The following is a 24704-nucleotide window of genomic DNA, read 5'->3' as shown; positions in this document are numbered from 1 at the left end:
GGTTGACGGAAGCGGATTTTCACAACAAAACAAAACAAGCAGTAATTTGAAGGCGCTTTGAAAACTATGAACCTGAAGCAGCTCTCTGAGATTCTGGGCCTTTCTCAAACCACCGTCAGCCGCGCTCTGAACGGTTACCCCGAGGTGAGTGAGGGGACACGCATCCGGGTTCAGGCCGCTGCTGACAAACATGGATACCGCCCCAATAGCCGCGCCAAAGGGTTAGCTACGGGCCGGTCCATGGTGATCGGACATGTGATTCCCAGCTCATCCCAGCATGAGATGGTGAACCCGATCTTCGGGGATTTCGTCGCCGGTGCGGCCCGGACATATGCCGAATACAACTATGACATGATGTTTACACACGCGCCTGACACATCGATCGAAGACTCTTATCGCAGCCTGTTCAACCGCGGCGTCGTGGACGGCGTGGTTTTGCAGGGCCCAAAGGTGGACGAGCCGCGGATATCGGTGTTGTCGCGCATGGGCGTTCCTTTCATTGTCCATGGCCGCTCGACCTGCGCCAAGGGGGCGTATGATTGGATTGATGTGAACAATCAGCGCTCGTTCGAGCGGGCAACGCGGTTTCTGATCGATCTCGGCCACCGGCGCATTGCGCTGATCAACGGCCTTGAGGACATGGATTTTGCCCAGCGTCGCAGAAGTGGATACGTGGCAGCCCTCGAAGAGGCCGGGATCGCGCTTGATCCGTGCCTGCTGCGCAGCGCAGAGATGACTGAGATCTACGGGCACCAGACAGCTTGCGAGATGCTGAAACTCGATGACCCGCCTACGGCCATTCTGGCCTCTTCGATTATTTCCGCAGTTGGCGTTCGACGCGCGCTTGAGGACAACGGGCTGAAAATGGGGCGCGATGTCTCGGTCATCGCCCATGACGATGAACTGTCTTACATGCGCAATGGCATGGACGTACCGATATTTACCGCCACACGCTCATCAGTCCGGCACGCGGGCGAGTTGGCCGCCGAGATGTTGATCGAGCGGATCAACGCACCCAACGACCCACCCAAAACGTGCCTGCTGGAGGCTGAACTTGTCGTTGGCAGCTCCACCGGGCCCGCCCCGCAGAGGGCTTGAAATGAAGCATAATCGGGCAGACTTCCCTCTGGATTTTCAGTTTGGTGTCGCAACCTCGTCCTACCAGATCGAAGGGCACGCACAGGGTGGCGCGGGCACAACCCACTGGGACAGTTTCGCGGCTACTCCAGGTAATGTGGCAAAGGGTGAAAACGGGGACGTGGCCTGCGATCACTACAACCGGTTCGAGGCCGATCTGGATCTGATCAAGGACGCTGGGTTCGACTGCTACCGCTTTTCGACCAGTTGGGCCCGCATCCTGCCCGAGGGTCGCGGGCCGGTCAACTCGCAGGGCCTTGATTTCTATGACCGGCTGACCGATGCACTTCTCGAACGCAACATAAAACCCTGCGCAACACTGTACCACTGGGAGCTGCCCTCACCTTTGGCCGATCTCGGCGGATGGCGGAATCGGGATATTGCGAATTGGTTCGCTGACTTCGCCGAAGTTATCATGGGCCGTATCGGTGACCGGATGTTCAGCGTCGCTCCGATAAACGAGCCGTGGTGTGTCAGCTGGCTCAGCCATTTTGAAGGTCATCATGCGCCTGGGTTGCGCGACATCCGCGCGACGGCACATGCCATGCACCACGTTCTGCTGGCTCATGGCCGTGCGATCGAAGCGATGCGCGGGCTGGGCCTGTCCAATCTTGGTGCCGTTTTCAATCTTGAATGGGCAGAACCTGCCGATGACAGCAGCGAATCGCAGAAAGCGGCACAGCTTTACGACGGGATCTACAATCGGTTCTTTCTGGGTGGTGTGTTCAACAAATCCTACCCCGAAAACGTTCTGGAAGGGTTGGAGCCTCATCTGCCGTTCAATTGGCAGGACGATTTCGACACCATCGGTGCGCCAGTCGACTGGTGCGGCCTCAACTACTATACGCGCAAACTGATCGCCCGCACCGCAACCACCTGGCCCGCTTTGAAAGAGGTGCCCGGCCCCCTGCCCAAAACGCAAATGGGATGGGAGATTGATCCCGCAGCACTCTCTCGCTTCCTGATCCGGACGGCGCGGGATCATACCGGCGATCTTCCCATCTACGTGACCGAAAACGGCATGGCGAGCCCCGAACGCCAGCAGGATACAGATAGAATAGACTATCTGGATCAGCATCTTGCCGAAGTCCGCAAGGCGCTGGAACACGGCGTTCCGATCAATGGCTATTTTGTCTGGTCCCTGCTCGACAACTACGAGTGGGCGCTTGGGTACGAAAAACGGTTCGGGCTGGTCGATGTGGATTTCGAGACGCTTGAAAGGACACCCAAAGCGTCTTACCGCGCATTACAAACCGCACTGGCCAGGGATTAACACGGTCTCTGGCCCGGCGAACCGGCCGTCGTGGACTGACCGCGCGCCAGTTTAGTTCGGCAGATTCAAAACCGGCATTGCCCTCTCGACGGTTAGGTTCTGCGTCCCTTCCGGTGACATAAGTTCGACAACAAGGCGCTCTGCACGGATAAACCGTTCAAAATAGACAAACCGGATCGACGTCACTAACGAGAGCTCCTGACACTGCACCAGATATTCGGCTTGAAACTCGGTGTGATGCGCAGAGTCATCGCTGGCTTGCCCCTCATCAGGAATAAAAAGGTCACCAACAAGCGCCACATTGGCGGTTGCCGTTACACACTCTGCCTCCGAGGGGGGTTCGAAGATTTCCAGCGGCTTGGACAAATCCGAGATTGCAGCCGCGACATCGGCCTGCTCGTCCTCGTTCTCGGCCGTATGCTCGAACCCGACGATATCGATACCTGGCACTTCGAGACTCAGGGTAAACCCAGTCTCTTCAATGGAAATTGTAATATGACCGGCGCCGTGCGTGTGCGCATCAATAGCAGACAGTTCCTGAGCCATCGGCGCGACGGGTATTAGCGTAATGAGAACTGTCGCGCATTTCATATTACTCACCATTAACCAAACAAATCGTAGGTATTTTAGTACAATTGCGCTTCAGCGCAATGTTCAGCAGTCGTTTTGACCTCCCCAGATATGGTTAGGCAGAAACGGGATATATTATCCGACAATAAAACTCAGGTTGACTTTGTTGACTATTTCCCTCAGATAACCGGCGTCTACCCCGCCGCTTTGTGGGGTTCATATCCCGTCAAGCAGGAAAGAGTTATCAAATGACCAGATTGTTCGCCGCGACCAGCGCCTTGTCCTTGTGTATCGCAAGCACAGCCGTCGCCGACGCTCCGTCAAAAGCCGATGTTCTTAGCACCTATGCCAACATCGCAGAAGCCAAATACGACGACAGCTTGATCGCCGCAAAAACACTGCAAGCTGCGGTTAACGCACTGATCGCCGATCCGTCGGATGCAACCCTGAACGCTGCCCGCGCAGCGTGGATCGCCGCTCGTGTGCCTTATCAGCAGACTGAAGTTTACCGCTTTGGCAACGCCATCGTCGATGACTGGGAAGGCAAGGTTAACGCGTGGCCTCTGGATGAAGGCCTGATCGACTATGTGGATGCCGCCTACGGTGGCCCGAGCGATGAGAACGAGTTCGCCGTACTGAACGTCATCGCAAACCCCAGCTTTGAGCTGTCAGGTGAGACCATCGACGCTGGCAAGATCACCCCGGCCCTGCTGTCCGACACTCTGCACGAAGCAGACGGGATCGAGGCCAATGTCGCGACCGGCTATCACGCAATCGAATTCCTGCTATGGGGTCAGGACCTGAACGGCCACGACGCTGGCGCAGGTAACCGTCCGTACACCGACTACGTTCAGGGCGATGGCTGCACCGGTGGCAATTGTGACCGCCGCGGGCAATATCTCAGCGCCGCAACCGATCTGCTAGTCAGCGATCTAGAGTGGATGGCAGCTCAGTGGGTAGAAGGTGGCGAAGCACGCGCCGCTCTGACTGCAGATGCGTCTGCCGGTGTCAGCGCAATCCTGACCGGCATGGGCTCTCTGTCCTACGGTGAACAGGCAGGTGAGCGTATGCGCCTTGGTCTGATGCTGAATGACCCTGAGGAAGAGCATGATTGCTTTGCTGACAACACCCACAACAGCCATTACTATGATGGTCTGGGCATCCAGAACGTCTATCTGGGCAGCTACACCCGTATTGATGGCACCCCGGTCTCGGGCGCATCGCTGTCGGATCTGGTGGTTGCTACTGACCCCTCTCTCGACACCGAAATGAAGGCGAAACTGGCAAACACTATGCAGGCCCTGGGTCGTCTCAAGTCGACTGCAGAAGCGGGCTTTGCCTATGACCAGATGCTGGAACGCGGCAATGAGGGCGGCGAAGCTCTGATCATGGGTGGTGTGAATGGTCTGGTTGATCAGACCAAGACAATCGAACGCATCGTGACTGTGCTAGAACTCGACCAGATTGAATTCGAAGGCTCGGACAGTCTGGATAGCCCTGACGCGGTATTCCAGTAGGAACTCAGGCCGGGTTCACTCATCCGGCCGAATCCGGGGGCGTGTTTCAAATGCGCTCCCGGGCGTTCAGCTTACCGGCATTGACAATTCAATCTGGACGTCAGTGTAATAACTTACTATTTGACTAAACTATCTCTGAGCAGGCTGAGTCGCCATGATCGTATGTCACTGCACCAACATCTCTGACCACGACATCCGGGCCGCGATAAACTGGATGCGGACAGCGGATCCGCAAACCATCATCACCCCCGGAAAGATCTACCACGCCCTTGGTAAGTCTGCGGATTGTGGCGGGTGTATGCCGCTTTTCCTAGACACGATGCGCTCAGACGATAATCTGAGAGTCCCCATGCAGCTACGCGCCCTGCGCACCAGGCCAACAGAGGAGACACACGATGAAGGGCGATCCCAAGGTTATCGAATATCTCAACAAATCACTGCGGCATGAACTGACGGCAGTTAGCCAGTACTGGTTGCACTACAGGTTACAAGAAGACTGGGGCCTTGGTCACATGGCCAAGAAGAGCCGCGAAGAATCCATCGAAGAAATGGAACACGCAGACAAATTGATTGAGCGAATTATTTTCCTCGAAGGTCACCCCAACCTTCAGAAACTCGATCCATTGCGAATTGGTCAGACGCCCAAGGAAACCCTTGAATGTGATCTGGCTGCCGAAATTGATGCAAGAGCCCTTTACAAGGAAGCGCGCGAATACTGCCGGGACGCCGGCGACTATGTGTCGATGTCGCTGTTCGAAAAGTTGATGTCCGATGAAGAGGACCATATCGACTTCCTCGAAACGCAACTCGACCTATATGAAAGGATCGGCGAAGCCAACTATGCGCAACTCAACGCATCAACAATGGACGAAGGCGACTAAGTTTGCCCTTGTATCGGTGGCCGCGCTGTCGGCCACCTCTTCCCTGGCGACCGAGCTACGGGATTCACATCTCAACATCCTTCCCAGAACCAACCAAGAGCGCACTCGGATCGACGCTGTTACCGCAGCGCCCGAAGATTTCAACGCACCACAACGGTTTGAAGATTTGTCCGCAGGGGCCGCTACCGTACGTGTGCGAAACGACGCGGACACGTTCTCGCAGCCCTCGGCCAATATCAGTTTCGAGCAAGAACTGGATTTCAAGGTTGGCAACGGGTTGTTCAAAAAGATCTGGGTCTCGTCGCCGTCTTCCACGTTGGCCTCGGACGGATTAGGCCCGCTTTACAACGCCCGCTCCTGCCAGCGCTGCCATATCAAGGACGGTCGGGGCCATACGCCCAACGGACAGGACGACAGTGCCGTGTCAATGTTTCTTCGGGTTTCCATCCCCGGCACACCCGAGGATGCACCTGCCGAAATCAAAGACTACATCGCCACCCTGCCCGACCCGAACTATGGCGGCCAGATGCAGGATTTCGCTCTGGCAGGTCATCCGGCGGAATACCGGCTGGATATCACCTATGAAGAAATTTCTGTCGAGCTGTCCGGCGGCGAAACGGCTTCGCTGCGCCGCCCCACCTACAAAGCTGCCGATCTGGGCTATGGACCGCTGCATCCCGATGCGATGCTCAGCCCGCGGGTTGCGCCGCAGATGATCGGGTTGGGATTGCTCGAATCCATCCCGGTTGAGGACCTGCTGACGAAGGCCGATCCAGATGATGAAGATGGCGATGGTATTTCGGGGCGCCCGAACATCGTGTGGTCGAAGGAATTCGGCGAGCCAATGATTGGGCGCTTTGGCTACAAGGCCGGAATGCCCACTGTGATGGAGCAATCGTCAGCAGCGTTCGCAGGGGATATCGGCATTTCCAGCCCGCTCTACCCCGCCCCGTATGGCGATTGTACAGAAGCGCAGATCAACTGCATTGAGGCACCGCATGGAGACAACGATGTGCGCGGCTTCGAGATCGACGAGGTTGGCATGGATCTGGTGGCCTTCTACAGCCGCAATCTGGGTGTTCCCGCCCGCCGCAACACCGAAGACCCAACAGTGCTGCGCGGCAAAGAGGTATTTCATACTTCCGGTTGCGCATCCTGCCACACTCCTGCCTATGTCACCCACAGGATGCCCGATAGGCCTGAACACAGTTTCCAGCTGATCTGGCCCTATACCGATCTGCTGCTTCATGACATGGGGGAAGATCTGGCAGACAACCGCCCTGAGGCGCGCGCCACGGGCCGAGAATGGCGGACACCACCACTGTGGGGCATCGGTCTGACGCAACGGGTCTCGGGTCACACTCAATTCCTGCATGACGGGCGGGCACGTAATCTGCTTGAAGCAATCCTGTGGCACGGTGGCGAAGCACAGACCGCCCGCGACACGCTTGTTTCGATGTCCATAACCGACCGCGATGCCCTCATCCGGTTTCTGGAGAGTCTCTGACCATGCGCACTCTTACATTTGTCACAGCGATTTTGTTGCCAATGGGCGCCCATGCACAGGATAGCGCGCCAATCCTGATGGATGTGACCGAAACGCACATTCTACCGCGCTTTGCAAAACTGACGGACACGACAGAAGCCCTGGCAACCACAGCGCAAACTGATTGTGAACCGGGATCGTCTGACCTGCGCGCGGCCTATGGGACGGCCTTCGACAGTTGGATTTCGGCCAGCCATTTGAGGTTCGGCCCGACCGAAACAGACGACCGGGCCTTTGCCATGGCCTTCTGGCCCGACACCAAAGGGTTCACGCCGAAGGCCCTTTCCCAGCATATCAATACCGAAGACGCGGCCGTAGATTCCCCAGAAGCGTATGCCGAGACTTCGATTGCCGGGCGTGGATTTCTGGCGCTGGAACGGATGCTCTACGATCCGGCCATCGCCGAACAGGGAAACGCAGCCTATCGCTGCGCACTGATCCGCGCCATCGCCACCGATATCGACCAGAATGCAAATGCGATGCACACCGATTGGCAATCCTATGCACCAAACATGACGCAGCCGGGCGATGACAGCCCTTATCGCTCGGGCGATGAGGCGATGCAGGAATTGTACAGGGCGTTGACGACGGGTCTGGAGTTCACCGCAGATACGCGGCTTGGGCGTCCGTTGGGAACATTCGAACGTCCTCGTCCCAACCGCGCCGAAGCGCGCCGGTCCGAGCGGTCGCTACGCCATGTAGAGCTGTCTTTGATCGCCTTGCGTGATCTGACCGCGCGCCTGTCTTTTGACCACCCCGAGATTGCCGCCGATCTGGAGGCCGCATTCGCGCGCGCCATTGACCGGGCGCAGTCGTTGAACGACCCCGCTTTTGCCGATGTAGGCACGCCGCAGGGCCGCATCCGGGTCGAGGCACTACAGCAATCAATCAACGACATCCGTGAAATCGCCTCGACCAAGCTTGGTCCGACACTCGGCATCAGCGCAGGGTTCAATTCTCTGGACGGGGACTGAGCGATGACAAGCCGCCGTATTTTCCTTGCCGGTCTCGCTGCCGCTAGCTTTGCTCCGGTGCGAGGTTGGCCATCCGTGGGTGGGCCAGATTTCCTTGCCGCCGCCCTGTTTCCCGATGGCACCTACAGGTTGTCGGGTCTGGACAGCACGGGCAACATCTTGTTCTCGATCCCTCTGCCCGCACGTGGCCACGCCGCAGCAGCGCATCCAATCAAAGCACAAGCCGTCGCCTTCGCCCGCCGCCCCGGCACATTCGCAATCGTAATCGACTGTGAAAGCGGGACTGTGATCAAACGGCTGAAGGCACCAAAAGGCCGCCATTTCTACGGGCATGGAGCTTTCTCAGCCGATGGCACCCAGTTTTTTACAACTGAAAACAACTATGAAACCGCAGACGGCGTGGTCGGTGTCTGGGACGTGGCAAGCTTTGCCCGGCTGGGAGAGTTCCCCTCAGGTGGCATTGGTCCCCACGACATGCGGCTGATGCCCGACGGGGGCACGTTGGTCATCGCCAATGGCGGCATCGAAACCCACCCAGAGTCGGGCCGGACAAAGCTGAACCTGCCTACGATGCAGCCAAACCTGACCTATGTCGACCTATCCGGATCGATACTGGATCAAGTTGAATTGCCCCCTGCGCTACACAAGAACTCGATCCGCCATCTTGCGGTGCGTCGTGACGGGCTTGTGGGCTTTGCGATGCAATGGCAGGGCAGTCAGACTAAGCACCCGCCCTTGCTGGGTTTGCACCGGCAGGGCGAAAAACCGCACCTTTTGTCAGCCCCGGACACGGGTCAAAGCACATTGCAGGGTTATGCCGGAAGCATCGCTTTTTCCGCCGACAACCAGTCGATCGCGATTACCTGCCCCCGAGGTAACGCTCTGCATCGGTTCAATGTGACAAACGGTACGTTCACAGATGCCTTTGCGCTTGAGGACGTCTGCGGATTGGGCGCTGGCTCTACGGGTCTGGTTTTCACAACCGGAACCGGTGCGTTTGGCACCCTGAACACCACACGCGCCGAAATCTCTGCCCAACTGAACTGCCAGTGGGACAACCACCTCATCCCAATCCGATCCTTTAGTTAAAACTCGGCCAGATCAAACGGCCGCCATTTACCTCGATACCGCAAGTTCCATCCCCAGGATAAGCCAAGTTCACCTATCACTGAAACGGTGCCTATCAGGAACGCGTCAAAGAGGCCGGCCTGACCGCGAGCATCGGCCCGGGCGTGACCAGCGTCTTCGCCAAAGTGCAGATAAAGGTCGACAAGACCCGCATCGACCCAGTGATGCGTGATGGCCTAAAATCATTCCGATCCCATTCCTGAAAGCCCGAAAATGCGCTGGTTTCAAAGTGGTCGGGCTTGCCCCAAGCGGAAATGCCGCCCCGGACTTTATCGCCCTATCTCTGATGGCTGTCGTTAACTATCGGCGGTTTCATTCAGCTCCATATGCCCCTCGCCCCTGCTCAGCACGCGGCGCAGCATGGGCTCGAAAAACTCCAGCGGCTTGGTTGGATAGTCCGGGTCAAACGCTTTCTGATCATATTCATGACAGAAATAACGGCAGTCCTCCCAGTAAGGGCTGTCGCGGTACTTGTCGCGCGCGTTCCGGTCGCCGCCGAGATGGTGATTATAGTAATAGCCCTGAAACACGCAGTGATGCTTGAGAATCCAATGGGTTTTCTCGCTGACGTAAGGCTTCATCATCGCTGCCGACAACTCTCCGTGATTGTACGGCGACAGGATATCGCCGGTGTCATGGATCAATGCCGCAACAACCAGCTCTTCATCTGCGCCATCCTCATAGGCCCGGGTCGCCGCCTGCAGGCTGTGTTGATAGCGATTGACAGGATAGGGCGTCCACTCCTCGTCCAGCGAACGGATGGCATCAAGGATACGATCCGGCAGCGCTGCGTTATAGGCCTCTTCATAATCCATGACCGCATCCCAATCGGCCTTGGTTGCCTCTTCAAAACTAGTCCAGGTGGGTTTGTGGCTCTTGTCCAGCATGGCGCGCTCCTATCGCTGCTTGCCCGGCCAGATTAGCGGGGCCAACCCGCAACGCAAAAGAATTTCAAGCCGTCACGCGGATGAAATAGCCGCGTCTCCAGTGTTTGAGGATCGGCGGAACAGCGGACGTCCGGCGATGGTCAGAAACAAGCCCGACAAGGCAACGCCCAGCATCGCTGGCACATAAAGCAATATCCAATGCCGGGGGTTTTCGATCACCAAGGGTGAGACGAAACCCCGCACGCCTTCCAGCACCACGAGAATTGTGAAAGCCGTCAATATCTGTGGCCACAAACCAAATCGGGAAAAACTGCCCAGCATCAGTGTTGAAAATCCGACCAGCGCAACCGCGATACATATGGCAATCCACGAGAACCTCTGGTGCAATTCGTCGACCAGATGGCCAATACTGTGATCATCCTTTTCAGCGACGGCCGCCCGCTCCCAGATCAGCTCTACCGTTGGGATCGCTTCGAGGCTGCGGTGACCCATGTCCGAGTCCCGGGTCAGTTCCGAAACATCGTATGAGGCATCTTCGAACAACGTGGATGACAGCGTATTACCCGCGCGATCAAAGCGCAGTGCAATGCCATCCAGCATCACCAGATGAATGCCAGAAGCCTGATTGACCAGATAGGCTGTTGTGCTGGAGTAACTGACAGGGTTCATCTCATCGCGCCCATCCGAGACAAATACTTCGCGCAACGTTCCGTCAAGATCGATACCGCCGATGTAGACGGTCACGCCCTCTGCGGGGTGCAGGAATTCCCCCTCGTTCAACAATTGCGCGGTAACGTCTCCGGCGACCTCATCCTGTCTTTGTTCAAGTTGATCAACCGATGCGGGCCGCAGGAATACGCTGATGACCGCCATCATCAACCCAGCGCCGAGCCCGAACATCAAGACGGCACGCGCCAGCCGCCAGGGGCTGGAGCCAGTTGCCAACATCACGGTCATTTCACTTTCGCGGCTAAGCCGGTTGGTGGCATAAACTGCTGCCGCAAAGACGGCCATTGGCATGACAGTCCGGATCAGCGTCGGTAGCGTCAGCGCTGTGAATTCCAGGAACACCATTGCCGATTGGCCACCGCTGATCACCCGATCAAACAGACTGACCGATCGGGTGATCCAGAAGACCCCAACAAGTACAAGAGTGAAAAAGCCAAACAGCACCAGCAATTGCCGCAGGAAATACCCATCAAAACGCGACATGCGACCTCATTGTTGGCTGTTGGCGTCGCGGCGGACCATAAGTGATTCAGCGGGCCGAGGGAACCGTGATTACGACCGATCTGCCGCCGCGATCAGGATGCCGTTATACCAGAGCCAGCGTATTATTCGCGCTGCACGTGAGGCCTCTAGCATATCCGACCAACACCCGGCGATTTCCAATACGGTTGCGGGATCTTCCAATCGCCGAAGCAGAGGACCAAGCAATACGCCTTCCAGATTTGCAACCGCCCGCGGAAGGTTTGGATGGGTTACGACCAGACCGGGCTCGATACCAGAGGCGGTCTGGACCCCGGACATCATTAGCGTTGCCTGCGGTGATAGCTTCAGCAGTTGCCCATCGGGCAATATTTCAGGGTTCGGAGCGGATTTCGTTTGTTTCAGCCATTCCAGCGGCTGTGCACGGTCGGCCCAGAAGCGGGATGGGCTGACCGCCTGTTGCCGCGCATAGAAATCGGCGGACAGAACCGCATGGGCCTGTATACGCTCGGACTGTCTGTCCGCATGGAACGACAACGCCAGATCGCTATGTTCGGGTGTGCCAAGCACCGTATTCACCACCGCCGCCACCTGTATTGCCTGCCCCATCGCCAGTTGCACGCCCTGCGACGAAAGTGCATCGACCGAAAAGCTGGCCTCTCCGACCCGCAGCAGGTCGCGCGCCGGAGATGTTGTCTCGGCCCGGCTGGTCGCATCCGCGCGTCGCACCTGCCCGATCCGGCGTTGTTCGAGACAGGGCGACAGCAAAGTCGATTGCGCCAGCAGGTTCAGGTAGAGATCGCGCCGACCCGCTGGCGACAGACCGGTGCAAGCATCGGGATCGACAAAGACCATTGCGTTGACCACACCACCGGGCAACTGCGCGCCCCAGTACCAGTGCGATGCGCCAGCTTCGATCCGCGCTTGAGGGCCGAAACCCGGGGGCACGTACCAATAAGCATAGAGCGCCAATAAAGGCTGAGAGGCCGGACGAAACCTGCGGCCCAGCCCAGCTTGCCGCCCTGCAGCATCCACAAGGATCTGAGCCCGTATCTGGAAGCCTTCCGTATCGGTGCGGACTGGTATTTCCCAGCCTGACCTTCCGCGCGTCGGGCGATACGCCCGTGCGGGCTGGATAACCCGGACGCCTGTCGCCTGTGCAGTGCGCAACAGCATTGCATCGAACTGCCCCCGATCCACCAAAAGGCCCGGATGACCGCCGTCCATGCCGCGACGTTCAAACGCTCCGGCCCAATGCAAGATTGATCCGCTTGATCGCAGAAACCCAGCTTGTGCGATGGGTTGATCAATCCCCAACAGCTTCAGGATCGGCCAGATCGAGGACGGCAGAGACTCACCGACATGCTGGCGCGGGAACTGTTGGCGTTCGACCAGGCAGACATTGCGGCCCAGTTGCGCCAGCCTCAGCGCGGTCGCGCTGCCCGCCGGGCCGCCACCTATCACACAGATTTCGGTCTCAATGACCATCCGATCAGGCAGAGGCCGCCAGCGTGGGCGCGCCGAAATAGTCTGGGCGCGCTTCGGACAAGCGGACATAGGCCTGCAAGCAATAGTGCAACCAGCCCCGAATATAGTCGCAGGCCGGGCGTCCGCGGTGGATGACCTCGTGATGACAACCGCCACCACACAGATACCGCGCCCAGCAAGTGTTGCAGGGGGATTGAGTGTGGACGTGCCGATCCGCCAGCCAGTTTTCGCGCCGCAGATCAGGGCCATCATAGACGTCACCCATGGCTCCGGCCTCGTCCTCGACAAAGCGATGGCAGGCGAACAGCCCGCCATCGGCTGAAACGCCGAAATACCCGCCGCCTGCGCCACAGGCATAGGGGCGGTGCGTGCCACGATGGATTTCCTGCATTGCCGCCGCCATGTTCGAGAACGGATAGCGCCGCCCTTGCATCACCGCTGCCTCAAACACCTCACCACAACGGATCATCTGTGCCAGCATCTCGTCCAGATCGTTCCGATCCAACTCATGCTGGCCGTTGGGTGACGCCAACATCGGTGAGAACCCAATTGAATGGAAACCCATCCCGACAAACCGATCCAACGTCTCGGGCAGGTTCATGTTCTGCGGTGTGACCGTGACACGCGCACCAACCTGCATGCGATGTTGCGCGGCCAGCAAAGGCTCGACCCGTTTCAGGATCGTATCGAAACTGCCCCGCCCACCGCGATTTGGGCGCAACTTATCATGCACCTCACCCACACCATCCAGACTGATCGTGACGGCAAAGCCATGCGCTTCGAAAAAGGCAGCGTCCTCGGGGCGGAGCAAGGTGCCATTGGTGGTGATCGAAAAGCCAACGCTCAACCCGTTTGCCTGTGCCTGCTCCACCGCATAGTCCGTGGTGCGCTGCACCAGATCGCGGTTAATCAGGGGTTCCCCGCCCAGATAGGCAAGGTTGATCCGCACGCCAGGCTCGGCCTCAGCCACCAGCCGATTGACCGAGGCTTTGGCGACCTCCCACTCCATATTCCTTGCAGGACCGCCAAATTCTCCACCTGCCGCATAGCAATAGGTGCAGGCCAGATTGCATTTCTGCGCCACCGCCAACGACAGCGACCGCACCGGCATGTCCTGCGGTGGCGTATCGTCAATGAACGGCGCACCATCCAACCCCATCGACCTGAGGAAAGCGCTTTGGCCGGGCTGATCCATCGACGCGAACTGATCCGCCGTTCCCGCAGGTACATCGAATACGCGTGATCCATCGACAGCCAGCATGTGGTCACCATGCTGGCTGTCAAAGAAATGCACCTGCGCGGCGGGTGGGATCACGCCTTGCCCTCCGTCCAGAACGGAATACCGATGTTTTTGGCGGCCAATGCTTCGCCCTCGTCCCGGAACAGCTTCATGTCATCGCGCACTTGCTGGATATAGGTTTGCGACTCTTCAAACTGGCCCTCGGCCTCCAGCGTATAGGCTTTGGCAAGCCCATCCTTGACCTTTGCATACAGATCCAGCGCTGTTTTGGCCTGCGCTTCGGTCCCGACCTCAATCGGGCGCAGATAGGCTGGTGTGTCTTCACCGGTGTCATACTTGGCCAGAACGTCCTTCATCTGACTGAAGCGCAGGAAATGCTCATCCCCGTCGGTGTCGATCCGAACCGCCAGAGCGTACAGGCGACGTTCGGGGAACAAGTCCTCTTGCTCCAAGGTCGCCACGCATTGCGCATAGGCGCGGTCGATAAATCCGCCGGGGCGTTCGATCTCGATGAAATCCGCAAGGGCTTCGGCGGTCAAGGGACGAAGCGCACGTGGCTGCGTCTTACACCTGCCAGCTGGCAGAGTTTCGGACGGGGTCAATATGGGTTCGTAATCGTCAGGCTCAAGCTCCCACAGCAGCTGGTTCGCCCAGCGCATATGGGTCATCTCGCCAATCGCGACCTCCAGCACCGAACGCCGAGCAAAGATCAGGTCGTCCTTGAGCGTCGGCCATTTCTGGGTGTCTGCCGTCTCAGGATCAGCCAGCGAGAAATAGGCATAGAGATATTGCAGGCTCAGCGTCATTTCCATTGCGGCCAAACGGGTTTTGAGGTCCTTGACCATATCCTCAGGCGTGTCATAGGGCTCGACACCCGGCATTTCAGGATCGACCTCGTAGACCTCGCCGGTTTCACGGCCTTCAACGACGATGGGCAGCTCACTCCACATCTGGTTCACCTGATAGTGGTCGATCTGATAAGGGCGGTTCTGCTCCACCGTGTTCAGAGCCGCCACATTGCCCGATGGCGACTTGTCCGAGCGTAGCCAGTCCAGATATGTCTCGGCCTCGATCGGGTTCTTCGACTGGCCCGAAGGCAGTTGATCGTCATGGGCCACCTCAGCCATCACCACGTCAGGGTGGTTCGAGGGCCAGTAATGGCAGCCGCAATCGCGGAAATCATGGGACCAGGGGTTGCACAGGCTCTGCGTCAGTTCACCGGGATCATAGGCTTCGCTGAAGACGCCCGCCTCGGTCCGGTACTGGCGTCGGAAACCGTGCAAGACAACTTGTTCAGTATCCACAATCCCTTCGTGATTGCGCCGCTCCAGAGCGATGCTGACCGGTTTGTCATCACCGTGTTCCAGACTGCGGATAAAACGCCAGATCATCAGGCCATCATAGGGCGTGCCGTCTTCCTCTTTGAAAGTGATCCGCTTGCCGCTTTGTTCAACCCATGAGAGGAACCAGCGCCCCTGGCTGAGTTTCGCACCAATGTCGCCGCTATAGGCCTCCAGCAAGGTCTGCACCCAGCCCTCGGGGCTGTTATCGGGCAGCATCGGGTCGTAGAAATAGTCGACAAAAACCAGATGAAAGCCCTGCGCATTCTTCGGCGCCTCGGGCACGGGGCTAAGCGGCACACGCACCGCGTTGAACACCAGTCCGGGAAAGAAACGCCGGTCGAGGTTGCGCACGTCCATTTCCAGACCGGGAAAGCAATTGCCCACCGATCCGTCCAGACGCGTGTTGCCGGGGTTTCCCGGAACCTTGTAGGCCGCACGCGCGGTCAGGTTACGGGGTGTGACGCGAATTTGGCCGGGTTGATCAGACATTCTGAGCCTCCGATTCCTGTGCAACCAGATAGTCGATGAACGAGATCACCAGATGATACTGTCTGCGCGACAGCGACAGCGGGTAGTAGTTGGAATCGCGCATATAAGGCGGCATCCGCGCGTCATGCATCGAGTCGCGGATGATGCGTGGATCACGAAAATCTGGATTGGGGTCTTGATCCGGGTTCGGGTCGGTCTCAAGCTCCGTCAGGATGCCATAAGGCGGGCGCAACAGAGTTTTCACGAAATCCGGACGACGGCGTAGGAAATCAAGCAGGTTCGCCTCGTCAATCAGTTGCTCATGCACGAATTTGGTCGCTACGGTATAGGGCAGCCGGTCATTGGGCACCGAATTCGAAAAGACCGAGACTGGCTGCGGGCGGATCAACTCATCAATCTTGTCCGGTGGCCTTACGTCATTTTCGGTCATTGAGGCCGCGTCGGTGGACGGTAGACCCGGTGTCGGGGAAATCCCGGTCTTCGCCTGTAGCTTGGCATTATCCTTCAGACCCTGCGCCCGAATATCGTCAAGGTTGATCAGACCGTTGGTCTCGAACGCGCGGCGGAAGATGTCGACCACTTCGGTCTTGGCCTGTTGGTAGTTGTCTTCGGTAACTGAAATCAACGATAGATCGCGGTCTGCCAAATCATCCTCAAGGCTATAAAACGGCCTTGCATCGGGCGCAAAGTCGGGCGGGCCGGTCATGATCTGCGCGCGCGCGGTCAGACGCTCACCGCGCACGGCCAGCGTCGCTTCGATCACGCCATCGCTGGTGTCATCGGCCACGCCCCAGGATTGGTCGTTGCCGACACGTGCACCATCATAGCTGTCATGTGGTTCGGGATCGTCCGAGGTGCCAGACATCATGATCCATTTCGACCATGGGGTGTCGGGGTTCAGAATGCGGTTCTGCTCGGGCACGATTTCATGGATGCGACCATATTCCGATTTCGGCGGGTCGTTCTGGTATCCCGGCACCGCCAGAGTGGCAGGGCCATAAGCCGCATCGGGTGGGCCATAAACCTCACCTTTCGGGGGCATGAAGCGCAAGCGCAGGATGCTGCGATCGATGAATTCGCCTTCCACCGGTTCATCATATCCCTGTACCGGATGGATCGCGCGGACCGAACCCAGCGGGATCGGATTATGTTCGTAGACCATTGGTTGCTGTTCGGACGTGTACGGGCTGAATGCCAACAGGGGTTTCGGTGTGAAATCCTGCCCTGCAATCTCGACCCGTGCGCGAAAACCACAGGCTGCGTCTCCGGTCCGACGCTCGGCCTTGGTGTTGCCGACGGTGATCGAATAGCGCACGTTCTGCAGCGACAGGCCCTGATCCTCGAGCAGGTCCAGCGTCACCGGCGTCTCATATTCCTCACCCGTCTCAGCGTCATGCATCCGCGCCCAAAGCTCAAAGAACGGCGCAACCGGACGCAACGCACCGCCTTCGTCACGAAAGCGGATCGTGTCGGGATCGGGAAGGCAGGCGGTAACGCTGCCATCTTCGACCTCACGCAGAGTTATGTTCGATCGGATGACCGTCTTGTTGTTGCCATGGGCATCCAAATCCTGCTGCCACTCATAACTTTCCAGCGGTGTTTCACCCGGTCCCAAACGGGCAACCGCAATGGGTGGCAGAAAGAAAATCTCCTGTATCGTGTCCATGCTGGGCCCTCCCCCGTTTGGCCTTGGCTGCCCCCGCTTTCAGGGGTTCGAATATGTCTCATAAGTGATGGTCGGGTCGTCAAAGATCGATTTCGACGTGTCCCGGACAATGTCCTCCGGCGCATCATCAGGCACGGGTGAGATGCTTTGCTGGTAGTGGAAGAAATTGTTCGGATCGAATTTCTGCTTCACGAACAGCAGCGAGTTGAAATACTCGCCCCAATATTGCCAGCGATAGTTCAACTGCGTCCGGCGCGGATAGTTCTGATAGACTCGATCAATGAAATAGTCCTCATCGGTCATCAGCTTCATGAACCCATCGAGCCAGGGCACGACGGTCTCTTTTTCTTCTTCGGACACCCAGAACACATCGACATAGAAGTTCAGCGACACATCGCGATGGATAAAGGCGTTGCCGTCCTTGCCCAGCGGCATCCGGTTAATCGCCCCGCCATAAGGTTCGATCGCGACGGCACCATAGGCATTGGGTGTACTGTCGAGGTAGTCCACAACGCGCTGCCATTCAGCTGCGCTGAGCTGACGCCTGATGTACCCGGCCTGTTTATCCTCACGCGCCTGATCGGGCACAACAGGGATGTCGTATTTATCGTCATAGAGCCACGAGTTGATTTCTTGATAGGTGCCATAGTTCTGATCATCCTCACCCATCTCGCCGCCGATCTCATCGCCGAGTAAGGGCTGAATGAACGCATTCCCCTCATCGGGCGTACCGTCGTAAAGCGCCGAGACCAGAAGAACCTTTCTATCCCCCTGATACGCAAGAAAGATATAGGCACCGAACCTGTCGTCTTCGCAGGTGCTCATGTAGTTCGCCTGCAGAAACTCCAGCGCTTTTGCGGCTTTGTCTAGCGGCCATGTGATGTGGCAGCCCCAGACCTTGTACAGCGGATGCAGCTGGTAACGAATTTCCAGCAGGACACCAAAGTTGTTGCCCGTCCCGCCCCGGATAGCCCAGAACAGATCCGGGTTTGTATCCTTATCCGCAATAACAATGCTCCCGTCCCACAACATCACGGTAACGCCCAGCACATTGTCGCAGGCCATCCCGAACCGGCGTGAGGTAAAGCCATAGCCGCCGCCCATCATAAAGCCCGCCACGCAGACATCCTGACAGGCCCCACCCGGCACATGCAGGTGGTACGAGTTCAACTCCGAGTTCAGCACTTTGAATGGCGTGCCCGGCCCCACATAGGCCATCGGCACATCCGGATCGACGGTCACATAACGGATCTTGCTGGTGTCCAGCACCATCTGGTTGTTGACCGAATACCCCGCCGTGCTGTGTCGCCCTGAGCGCGCAACAACCCACAGGCCATGATCACGCGCAAAAGCCAGACTGGCGCGCACGTCCTGAATGGTCTCGCAGTAGACAATGATCTCGGGGTAATCCTGAAACGCCGGGTTCCAGACCTGCCGGTCATTGTTGTAGTCGGAGTCGGTAGGAAGCGTGACCGTTCCGATCAGATCCTTCTCAAACGCCCGTATCTGTTCGGGTGTGATCGCGTGGTATTGTTGTAGCGCCAGATCGGTACGGCTTTGTGCAATTATATCCTTGGCCAGAAGGGTTTTGCTGATCTTTCGCATCGGATCTCCTTACACCAAATGTCCTGCCTGCACGGAGAATGAAGTCTCCGTGCCGCTATCCAGAATTTTAGATATCACCCCATATCCGCCAGAGCCCAAGCTGGCAGCAATGGCCCCCGCCGGTCAAGAGGTCGTTTCCATCAAAGCCCGCGCGTCTCTCAGGTCTGACTGATCATCATTTGTACCGAAATGCGACAAGGCCGTATTCAGTGTCTCACCAACGGGCTCACCACGGTTTTGGCGCCACTGGGTCAAGTCTACCGCGGCGCGCAGTTCGTAAAGGCATGCCCCCTGGCGCCGGGCCGTTTCGATTGCCCGTTTCAACAAAGGTTCCGGGTTGCCTCCGGTCTGGGCGGTCAGAGCCGCCTCGATGCGAAGCTGTTCGGCCTCGGCCCATTTTTCCTCGGTTTCACCAAGAAACCGGGCTGCCAGTGCCAAAGATTGCTGCGCAGCCTCGTGATCGCCGGCGCCGATCAGAAGTTCGGCAATCAGTGATGGAAAAAAGCTTTTGTAGTTACCCGCCCCGACCGACCACCAGTCTTCCGATGCCTGACGCAGGTTTTCGATATGCGCGACATCCGAGGTTATCGTCGCGGTCGCCCAGCAGTCCCATAGCCGCGCGATGGTTGCCATGAACGGCAGCGAATGTTCCTCTGCAACCTTCGACAGCGCTTCGACATCCCGTTGCAACGCGGGAATGTCGCGCGCCAGCAGATGAACCTTGCACATATAGACCATGATCTGCGCGACACTGTGGGCGTGTTTGAGGTTCTTGGACCACTCCAATGCGGTGCGCTGCACCTGCAAGGCGTCCTGATGCCGCCCCATCAGGCAGTAACACGTCCCCAGGAAGGCTGACGTTATCGCTGCATGATCCGTTCCATAGACATAGGCCAACTGGCTGTGTTGATCGAAATCATACAATGCCCAAGCCTGTTCAAGGTGCCTCTGCGCCGCGGGTAAATTGCCCAGATGCAACTGCACCGCCCCCATGGCGCGATGCCCGACCATTCGGTGTTCTGTCTTACCGCTTTCCGCTGCCAGATCGAGTATCTGAGCCGCCACATCCTGCGCCAAACGGTATTCTGCCCGCACCAGATGAAAGGCATATAGGCCATTGAGGACCGGGAACAACCGCTCGGTCTCGTCCGCCCGGTGACACAGATCGCGCAGGCGCCCATAGGCGTCCCCCGTAGCATCCCCCGAGATACCGCTGGTTGAGCGCAGCACACCCGCCCGCAGGATCTGAATGTCGATTTCCTGCAAATCCCGTTCGCGGCTTTTGGGCAAATCCGCCAGCTGATCCAGTGCCGTCGACAGATGCGTCAAGGCTTCGGTCTGGGCCGAACGTTCAATCGCCCGCTGCCCCGCGCTTTGCCAATGCATCACAGCCTCATCCGCACGTAGGGCCAGTGTGTAATGCTGCGCCAGAACTTCGGGCTGCGTCTGCGCCAGTTGCGGTTGGTTTTCCAGCAAGGCACCGGCTGCTCGGTCGTGCAACGCCTGCCGTTCTGTGCGCAGCAAGCTGTCGTAGGCCATGTCGCGAATCAAAGCGTGCCGGAAGATGAATTCATCCTCTGCCGCATCCGGAGCCTGCAGAATAATCCCGGCCGACGAAAGCTGTTCCAGCCCAGCCTGCAAAACCGTCGGAGACAGAATTGAAACCGAGGCCAACAAGGCAATCGAAAACTGCCGGCCAAACACCGCACCGGTCTGCGCCACTTCCTTGGCGGTGCCCAACCGGTCCAGACGTTCCATCAACGAGTCCTTGAGCGTACTGGGCACCGACAGCGATGGCAGTGGTCCCCGCAGCGCATATCCTTGATCGGTCAACCTGAGCTGTCCGGATTCCAACAAGCCGCGCGTTACTTCCTGTACGTAAAGCGGTATGCCATCGGTTTTGGCTGCAATCAGATCGCAGACTTCAGAGGGCACCGTGTTCCCCCCTGCCACTTCTGCAACGATTCCGGCAACGTCCCGGTTGGCCAGACGTTTCAGCGGCAGATGCAGCGTATTGTGGTGATGCCCCCAACCAGGGTCAAAACCGGGGCGCGCCGTCACGACAATCAGCACCGGCAAATCCCGAATCTGTTCTATCACCCGATTGGTCAGCGACAAGGTGGTCGGATCAACCCAATGGGCGTCTTCAAACAACACCAAGACCGGTTTCTCGCGCGCCAGCGCAGAAAGTCGCGCTGTCACCGCGTCAAGCGTCTGCTCAAGCTTGGCCTGAGGCGGCAGGTCGAGCGGCCCCAGCGCGGCGTCTGCTTCGACGCTCAGCAAATCAGCGATCAGGCGCAGATGCTCGGGCGGATGGTGACGTAGCATATGCGACAGTTTCACCAGTTTGTCCGGATCGCCGTCAGTCGGTGCAAATCCTGCCGCGCGTTCCAAATGCTGAATGATGGGATAAAGCGCAGAGTTGGCGTGAAACGGGGAACATTGGAAACTGAGGCGCAGTGCGCCCTGATCCTGCATCTCCTGACTCAGCCCTTCGATAAGACGTGATTTGCCGATCCCGGCCTCGCCAGAAATCAGTACCGACTGACCTGCGCCCTGACATGTTTCATGCCATTTGTCGGTCAGTTTGCGGAACTCGGCGTGGCGCCCGACAAGTCGACCTGCCCCTGCATCCGGCATGATGTCAAATCGCCGTTCGATCCGGGCCTGCCCTGTGACCGTCCAGGCTTGTATCTGTTCCGAAAACCCTTTGAGCGCGAACGACCCCTGATCCTCAAGCTCGAATGCGTTTCCGATCAACCTGCGGGTCGATGGGCTGATGATCAGGGTATTGGGCTCGGCCAATCCCTGCAGGCGCGCCGCCAGATTGGGTGTGCGCCCCATGACCACATCATGCTCTTTCAGCCCTTCGCCGTGGATCTCTCCTACAACGACAAGGCCAGTCGATACACCAATCCGGGCGCTCAGCTGTTCCTGACCTTCAATACGGGCCAGCCCGTCCAGAATATCCAGACCCGCATGAACCGCACGAGAGGCCGCATCTTCCAGTGCGTGGGGGTAACCGAAATAGATCATCGCCCCATCGCCCATGAAACTGGCGATATGACCGCCGAAACGGGCAACCGAAGTCGAGCAAATTTCCTTGAACCGCCGCAACAACTCGCCCAGATCTTCGGGGTCCAGACGCTCGGACATGGCGGTCGACCCAACGAGGTCCACAAACATCACGGTCAGTTGCCGCCGCTCAGCCACAATCTTACCACTGCCCTGAACCGGTGTAGAATTCGCCTCGCGCGCCTGCCCCAACGCAACCATCAGTCTACGTCGGGGGCCCAACGGCAAACCGAGATCGATCAGATCATGTTCGGACAGATGCGTAAGATCAGCCAGTGACACTTCGTTTGACGCAAAAACAGGCGCATATTTCGACAGCCCGAGTTCTTCGAGAAATACGTCAATTTCTGCCATAATCCCCAATGCCCCCGATCGGCTCCGGGTTCCCCCACCCGGTCAGGCTTGTCCAGCCCGGTACAAAAGTCAAAGGACTCAGGCACCTTAGCCGGACAACTCTGATGGCTTTTCCCTCAGCCTTGATCAAGCTTTTTCTTTCTTGCCCCGAACGTCAAGTGAATTGCGCCAAACACGCGCATTGACCTTGTGGCTCATAAAACTGGAATCGATTCGGTTCTGAGGAACGTGGCAGGGGCAGCAGGGTTCGAACCCGCGACCTACGGTTTTGGAGACCGTCGCTCTACCAACTGAGCTATACCCCTAGGCTGGGCCATCAGATATGCCAGAGGCGCAGAGGACTCAAGAGGCTTTTTGAGTTTTCCCGATACTTTGCAACGGACAAAAAAGTTGCACCCAGCGCGCAGTCCTTTAAGACAATGCTCGGCTAGCAAAAGGACAGCAGACTTGAGCATCCGCAAGAAAATCGCCGACAGCGAAGCCGTCCTTAACTGGGTCGCGCGGCGAATTGCCAGCTATATCCGGATGGTTAATAGCAACACTAACTGGCAGCGCATAGGCTATGAAGAACTGGACCAGCTAACCGAGCAGGGTGAACCGGTTATTGTGGTTCTCTGGCATCAGCGATTGGTACAGTCCCCATATTTCTTCCCCTTGGACAAGGGCCGCATCTGCTCAATCACCTCTGCCGCGCGAGCGGGCAGTATGGTCGGCCGAGTGCAGAAACTATTCGGTATGGACACGATCGCGATGTCCAGCCGCAAACGCCACGTCGCCCTATCACGCGAGGTGTTGGGCAAAGTGAAACAAGGTATCTCGATAGGAATCGCCGCCGACGGACCGCGTGGCCCTGAACGGGTATCCTCAACCGTACCCCTGATCTGGGCCCGTACATCTGGCAAACGTGTCTTTGGGATCACCTATTCTGCCAAGTACGGACGCGAAGCCGGAACCTGGGATCGCCTGCTGATGCCACGCCCATGGCGCAACGAAGGTGTATTTCTATGCCGCGAGTGGACCGATCTGGTCCCGCGAAAGGCAACTGAAGAGCAAATCGAAACGCTGCGGCTTAGCCTCGAGCGGCACATGAACGATATCACCGCCGAGGCTGACCGCATGATGGGGCGAGAGCCTTGGTCTAAAGGTACTTGAGTACTCTCTGCGCCAAGACTCATTCAACTCCGTGCTCAATGGGTGCCACCCGCACCATACCACTTATTAATGCCTGCGGATCATGACCTGCATCTCGCACCTACGCGCCGAACGCTTCCAGATACGTCAGCGAGCCTGATGTCGAAACGTTTCCGCTCGCGACAAAAATCACTGACATTGCAATCAACTTCCTGCTCATCTCCGCCCAAAACGGCGTCCCGCATATCATCCAGATCCTTGCTGTGAAGGATTTGAGTTCCATAGTTTATGAATTCAAAACCAAACATGATTTCCCCCTGATCTCAGCGGCTCGCCCCTACTGCGGTCCGCTTCATTTATTGCAGTTCACAGGTGGGTGTTTAGTCTTCGATTGAGATGGACGTCTGATTAAGAAAAATCACAGTCGCGTATCTTTGCGCCACCGCTTCGTCAGCTCTGAGATTATTCGTCGAATAATCTCTTCACCGTTACTGATTTACACAAGGGGTTCCGCATACCTTCGACGGATTAGTCGTATTTTTTTGAGCGCACTTTGAGACCAATCTCACTCACACCAATTTCAGTTTTGCTGAAGCCCACTCAATGGATTTCTGTTTGCCATGCAAGGTATCTTGTGACCAAGAACAGCCATACCAAATCTAAGAAAACGAGAATGCCAATGATTGAACGCATTGATACCGGCGAACGCTCCTCCAAAATCGTGAAACATAACGGGGTGGCTTATTTGACTGGACAAGTTGCCGAGGGTGAGACGATTCAGGAACAGGTCCGGATTTGCCTTGCTAAAATTGATGCCCTTCTCGACCAAGCTGGATCATCACGCGAAAAGATGCTGCGGGTGACGATCTGGCTAGCTGATATGAAGGATTTCGCTGGGTTAAACGAGGTTTGGAACGCTTGGGTTCCAACAGGCCACGCCCCGGCTCGCGCCTGCGGTGAAGCCAAACTAGCGCGCCCAGAATTGAAAGTAGAATTTATTGTAGATGCAGCCTACGACTAGTTTTTCTGCAAACGAAAAAAGGGCGCCCCTCGGGGCGCCCTTTTCTTTAGTTATCGCCAGAGCGATTACTCTACAATCTTCGACACGACGCCGGCGCCGACGGTGCGGCCGCCTTCGCGGATGGCGAAACGCAGGCCGTTTTCCATCGCGATCGGTGCGATCAGCTCAAC

General features: G+C 57.6%; 20 protein-coding genes and 1 tRNA gene. 10 read left to right on the top strand and 11 right to left on the bottom strand.

Annotated elements, in window-relative coordinates; all coding sequences use genetic code 11:
- Positions 1-66 precede the first annotated feature (66 nt).
- Together BLU89_RS20130 and BLU89_RS20125 are read left to right on the top strand one after the other, a co-directional pair.
- Positions 67-1098, top strand: a complete 1032-nt coding sequence (locus BLU89_RS20130; RefSeq protein ID WP_074739380.1) for a LacI family DNA-binding transcriptional regulator — start codon at positions 67-69, stop codon at positions 1096-1098.
- 1 nt (position 1099) lies between these two features.
- A complete protein-coding gene (locus BLU89_RS20125) occupies positions 1100-2410 on the top strand; it encodes a GH1 family beta-glucosidase (protein ID WP_074739378.1) in 1311 nt (436 codons plus the stop codon).
- Between the two features lie 51 nt (positions 2411-2461).
- Here the strand turns inward: BLU89_RS20125 and BLU89_RS20120 are convergent, their stop codons facing one another.
- Entirely contained in the window at positions 2462-3001 is a 540-nt protein-coding gene (locus BLU89_RS20120; RefSeq protein WP_176797738.1) for a ZrgA family zinc uptake protein, read from the bottom strand.
- A gap of 227 nt (positions 3002-3228) precedes the next feature.
- Between BLU89_RS20120 and BLU89_RS20115 the strand changes: the two genes are divergently transcribed.
- From BLU89_RS20115 to BLU89_RS20090, 6 genes are all read left to right on the top strand, one after another.
- Positions 3229-4497, top strand: a complete 1269-nt coding sequence (locus tag BLU89_RS20115) for an imelysin family protein (protein WP_074739374.1) — start codon at positions 3229-3231, stop codon at positions 4495-4497.
- Between the two features lie 154 nt (positions 4498-4651).
- Positions 4652-4945, top strand: a complete 294-nt coding sequence (locus BLU89_RS20110) for a (2Fe-2S)-binding protein (protein ID WP_074739372.1) — start codon at positions 4652-4654, stop codon at positions 4943-4945.
- A complete protein-coding gene (gene bfr, locus BLU89_RS20105) occupies positions 4893-5378 on the top strand; it encodes a bacterioferritin (protein ID WP_074739370.1) in 486 nt (161 codons plus the stop codon). Before BLU89_RS20110 ends, bfr begins: the two co-directional genes overlap by 53 nt.
- On the top strand, positions 5338-6885 hold the full coding sequence (locus BLU89_RS20100; RefSeq protein WP_176797737.1) for a di-heme oxidoreductase family protein: 1548 nt from the start codon (positions 5338-5340) through the stop codon (positions 6883-6885). Before bfr ends, BLU89_RS20100 begins: the two co-directional genes overlap by 41 nt.
- Positions 6886-6887: 2 nt before the next feature.
- The gene (locus BLU89_RS20095) at positions 6888-7898 is read left to right on the top strand and encodes an imelysin family protein (protein ID WP_074739368.1); all 1011 of its coding nucleotides are present in this window, start codon (positions 6888-6890) and stop codon (positions 7896-7898) included.
- 3 nt (positions 7899-7901) lie between these two features.
- The gene (locus BLU89_RS20090; RefSeq protein ID WP_074739366.1) at positions 7902-8987 is read left to right on the top strand and encodes a DUF1513 domain-containing protein; all 1086 of its coding nucleotides are present in this window, start codon (positions 7902-7904) and stop codon (positions 8985-8987) included.
- Between the two features lie 335 nt (positions 8988-9322).
- On the opposite strand, the gene BLU89_RS20085 is transcribed toward BLU89_RS20090, so the two are convergent.
- From BLU89_RS20085 to BLU89_RS20045, 9 genes are all read right to left on the bottom strand, one after another.
- On the bottom strand, positions 9323-9913 hold the full coding sequence (locus tag BLU89_RS20085) for an HD domain-containing protein (protein WP_074739364.1): 591 nt from the start codon (positions 9911-9913) through the stop codon (positions 9323-9325).
- Positions 9914-9985: 72 nt separating this feature from the next.
- The gene (gene lptF / locus BLU89_RS20080) at positions 9986-11125 is read right to left on the bottom strand and encodes an LPS export ABC transporter permease LptF (RefSeq protein WP_074739362.1); all 1140 of its coding nucleotides are present in this window, start codon (positions 11123-11125) and stop codon (positions 9986-9988) included.
- A 69-nt stretch (positions 11126-11194) separates the two neighbouring features.
- Positions 11195-12610, bottom strand: coding sequence for a flavin-dependent monooxygenase QhpG (qhpG, locus tag BLU89_RS20075; RefSeq protein WP_074739360.1), 1416 nt, complete (start codon positions 12608-12610; stop codon positions 11195-11197).
- 4 nt (positions 12611-12614) lie between these two features.
- A complete protein-coding gene (locus BLU89_RS20070) occupies positions 12615-13925 on the bottom strand; it encodes a radical SAM/SPASM domain-containing protein (protein ID WP_074739358.1) in 1311 nt (436 codons plus the stop codon).
- Positions 13922-15682, bottom strand: a complete 1761-nt coding sequence (locus tag BLU89_RS20065; protein WP_074739356.1) for a ferritin-like domain-containing protein — start codon at positions 15680-15682, stop codon at positions 13922-13924. Before BLU89_RS20065 ends, BLU89_RS20070 begins: the two co-directional genes overlap by 4 nt.
- Complete coding sequence (locus BLU89_RS20060; RefSeq protein ID WP_074739354.1) at positions 15675-17348, bottom strand: hypothetical protein; 1674 nt, start codon at positions 17346-17348, stop codon at positions 15675-15677. The genes BLU89_RS20065 and BLU89_RS20060 overlap by 8 nt, the downstream gene beginning before the upstream one ends.
- A 39-nt stretch (positions 17349-17387) precedes the next feature.
- A complete protein-coding gene (locus tag BLU89_RS20055) occupies positions 17388-18953 on the bottom strand; it encodes an FAD-binding oxidoreductase (protein WP_074739352.1) in 1566 nt (521 codons plus the stop codon).
- 123 nt (positions 18954-19076) lie between these two features.
- A complete protein-coding gene (locus tag BLU89_RS20050) occupies positions 19077-22382 on the bottom strand; it encodes an AAA family ATPase (RefSeq protein ID WP_245709809.1) in 3306 nt (1101 codons plus the stop codon).
- Between the two features lie 229 nt (positions 22383-22611).
- Positions 22612-22687 (bottom strand) — tRNA-Trp (locus BLU89_RS20045).
- A 142-nt stretch (positions 22688-22829) separates the two neighbouring features.
- Between BLU89_RS20045 and BLU89_RS20040 the strand changes: the two genes are divergently transcribed.
- Complete coding sequence (locus tag BLU89_RS20040; protein WP_074739348.1) at positions 22830-23534, top strand: lysophospholipid acyltransferase family protein; 705 nt, start codon at positions 22830-22832, stop codon at positions 23532-23534.
- 658 nt (positions 23535-24192) lie between these two features.
- On the top strand, positions 24193-24534 hold the full coding sequence (locus BLU89_RS20035; RefSeq protein WP_074739347.1) for a RidA family protein: 342 nt from the start codon (positions 24193-24195) through the stop codon (positions 24532-24534).
- 65 nt (positions 24535-24599) lie between these two features.
- On the opposite strand, the gene BLU89_RS20030 is transcribed toward BLU89_RS20035, so the two are convergent.
- A partial coding sequence (locus BLU89_RS20030; protein WP_143030639.1) for an EF-Tu C-terminal domain-related protein occupies positions 24600-24704 on the bottom strand: 105 nt, incomplete at its 5' end.

Origin of the sequence: Ruegeria halocynthiae (assembly GCF_900106805.1) — a bacterium.
Classification (GTDB): domain Bacteria; phylum Pseudomonadota; class Alphaproteobacteria; order Rhodobacterales; family Rhodobacteraceae; genus Ruegeria; species Ruegeria halocynthiae.
This window is presented reverse-complemented; position numbering and strand designations above follow the sequence as displayed.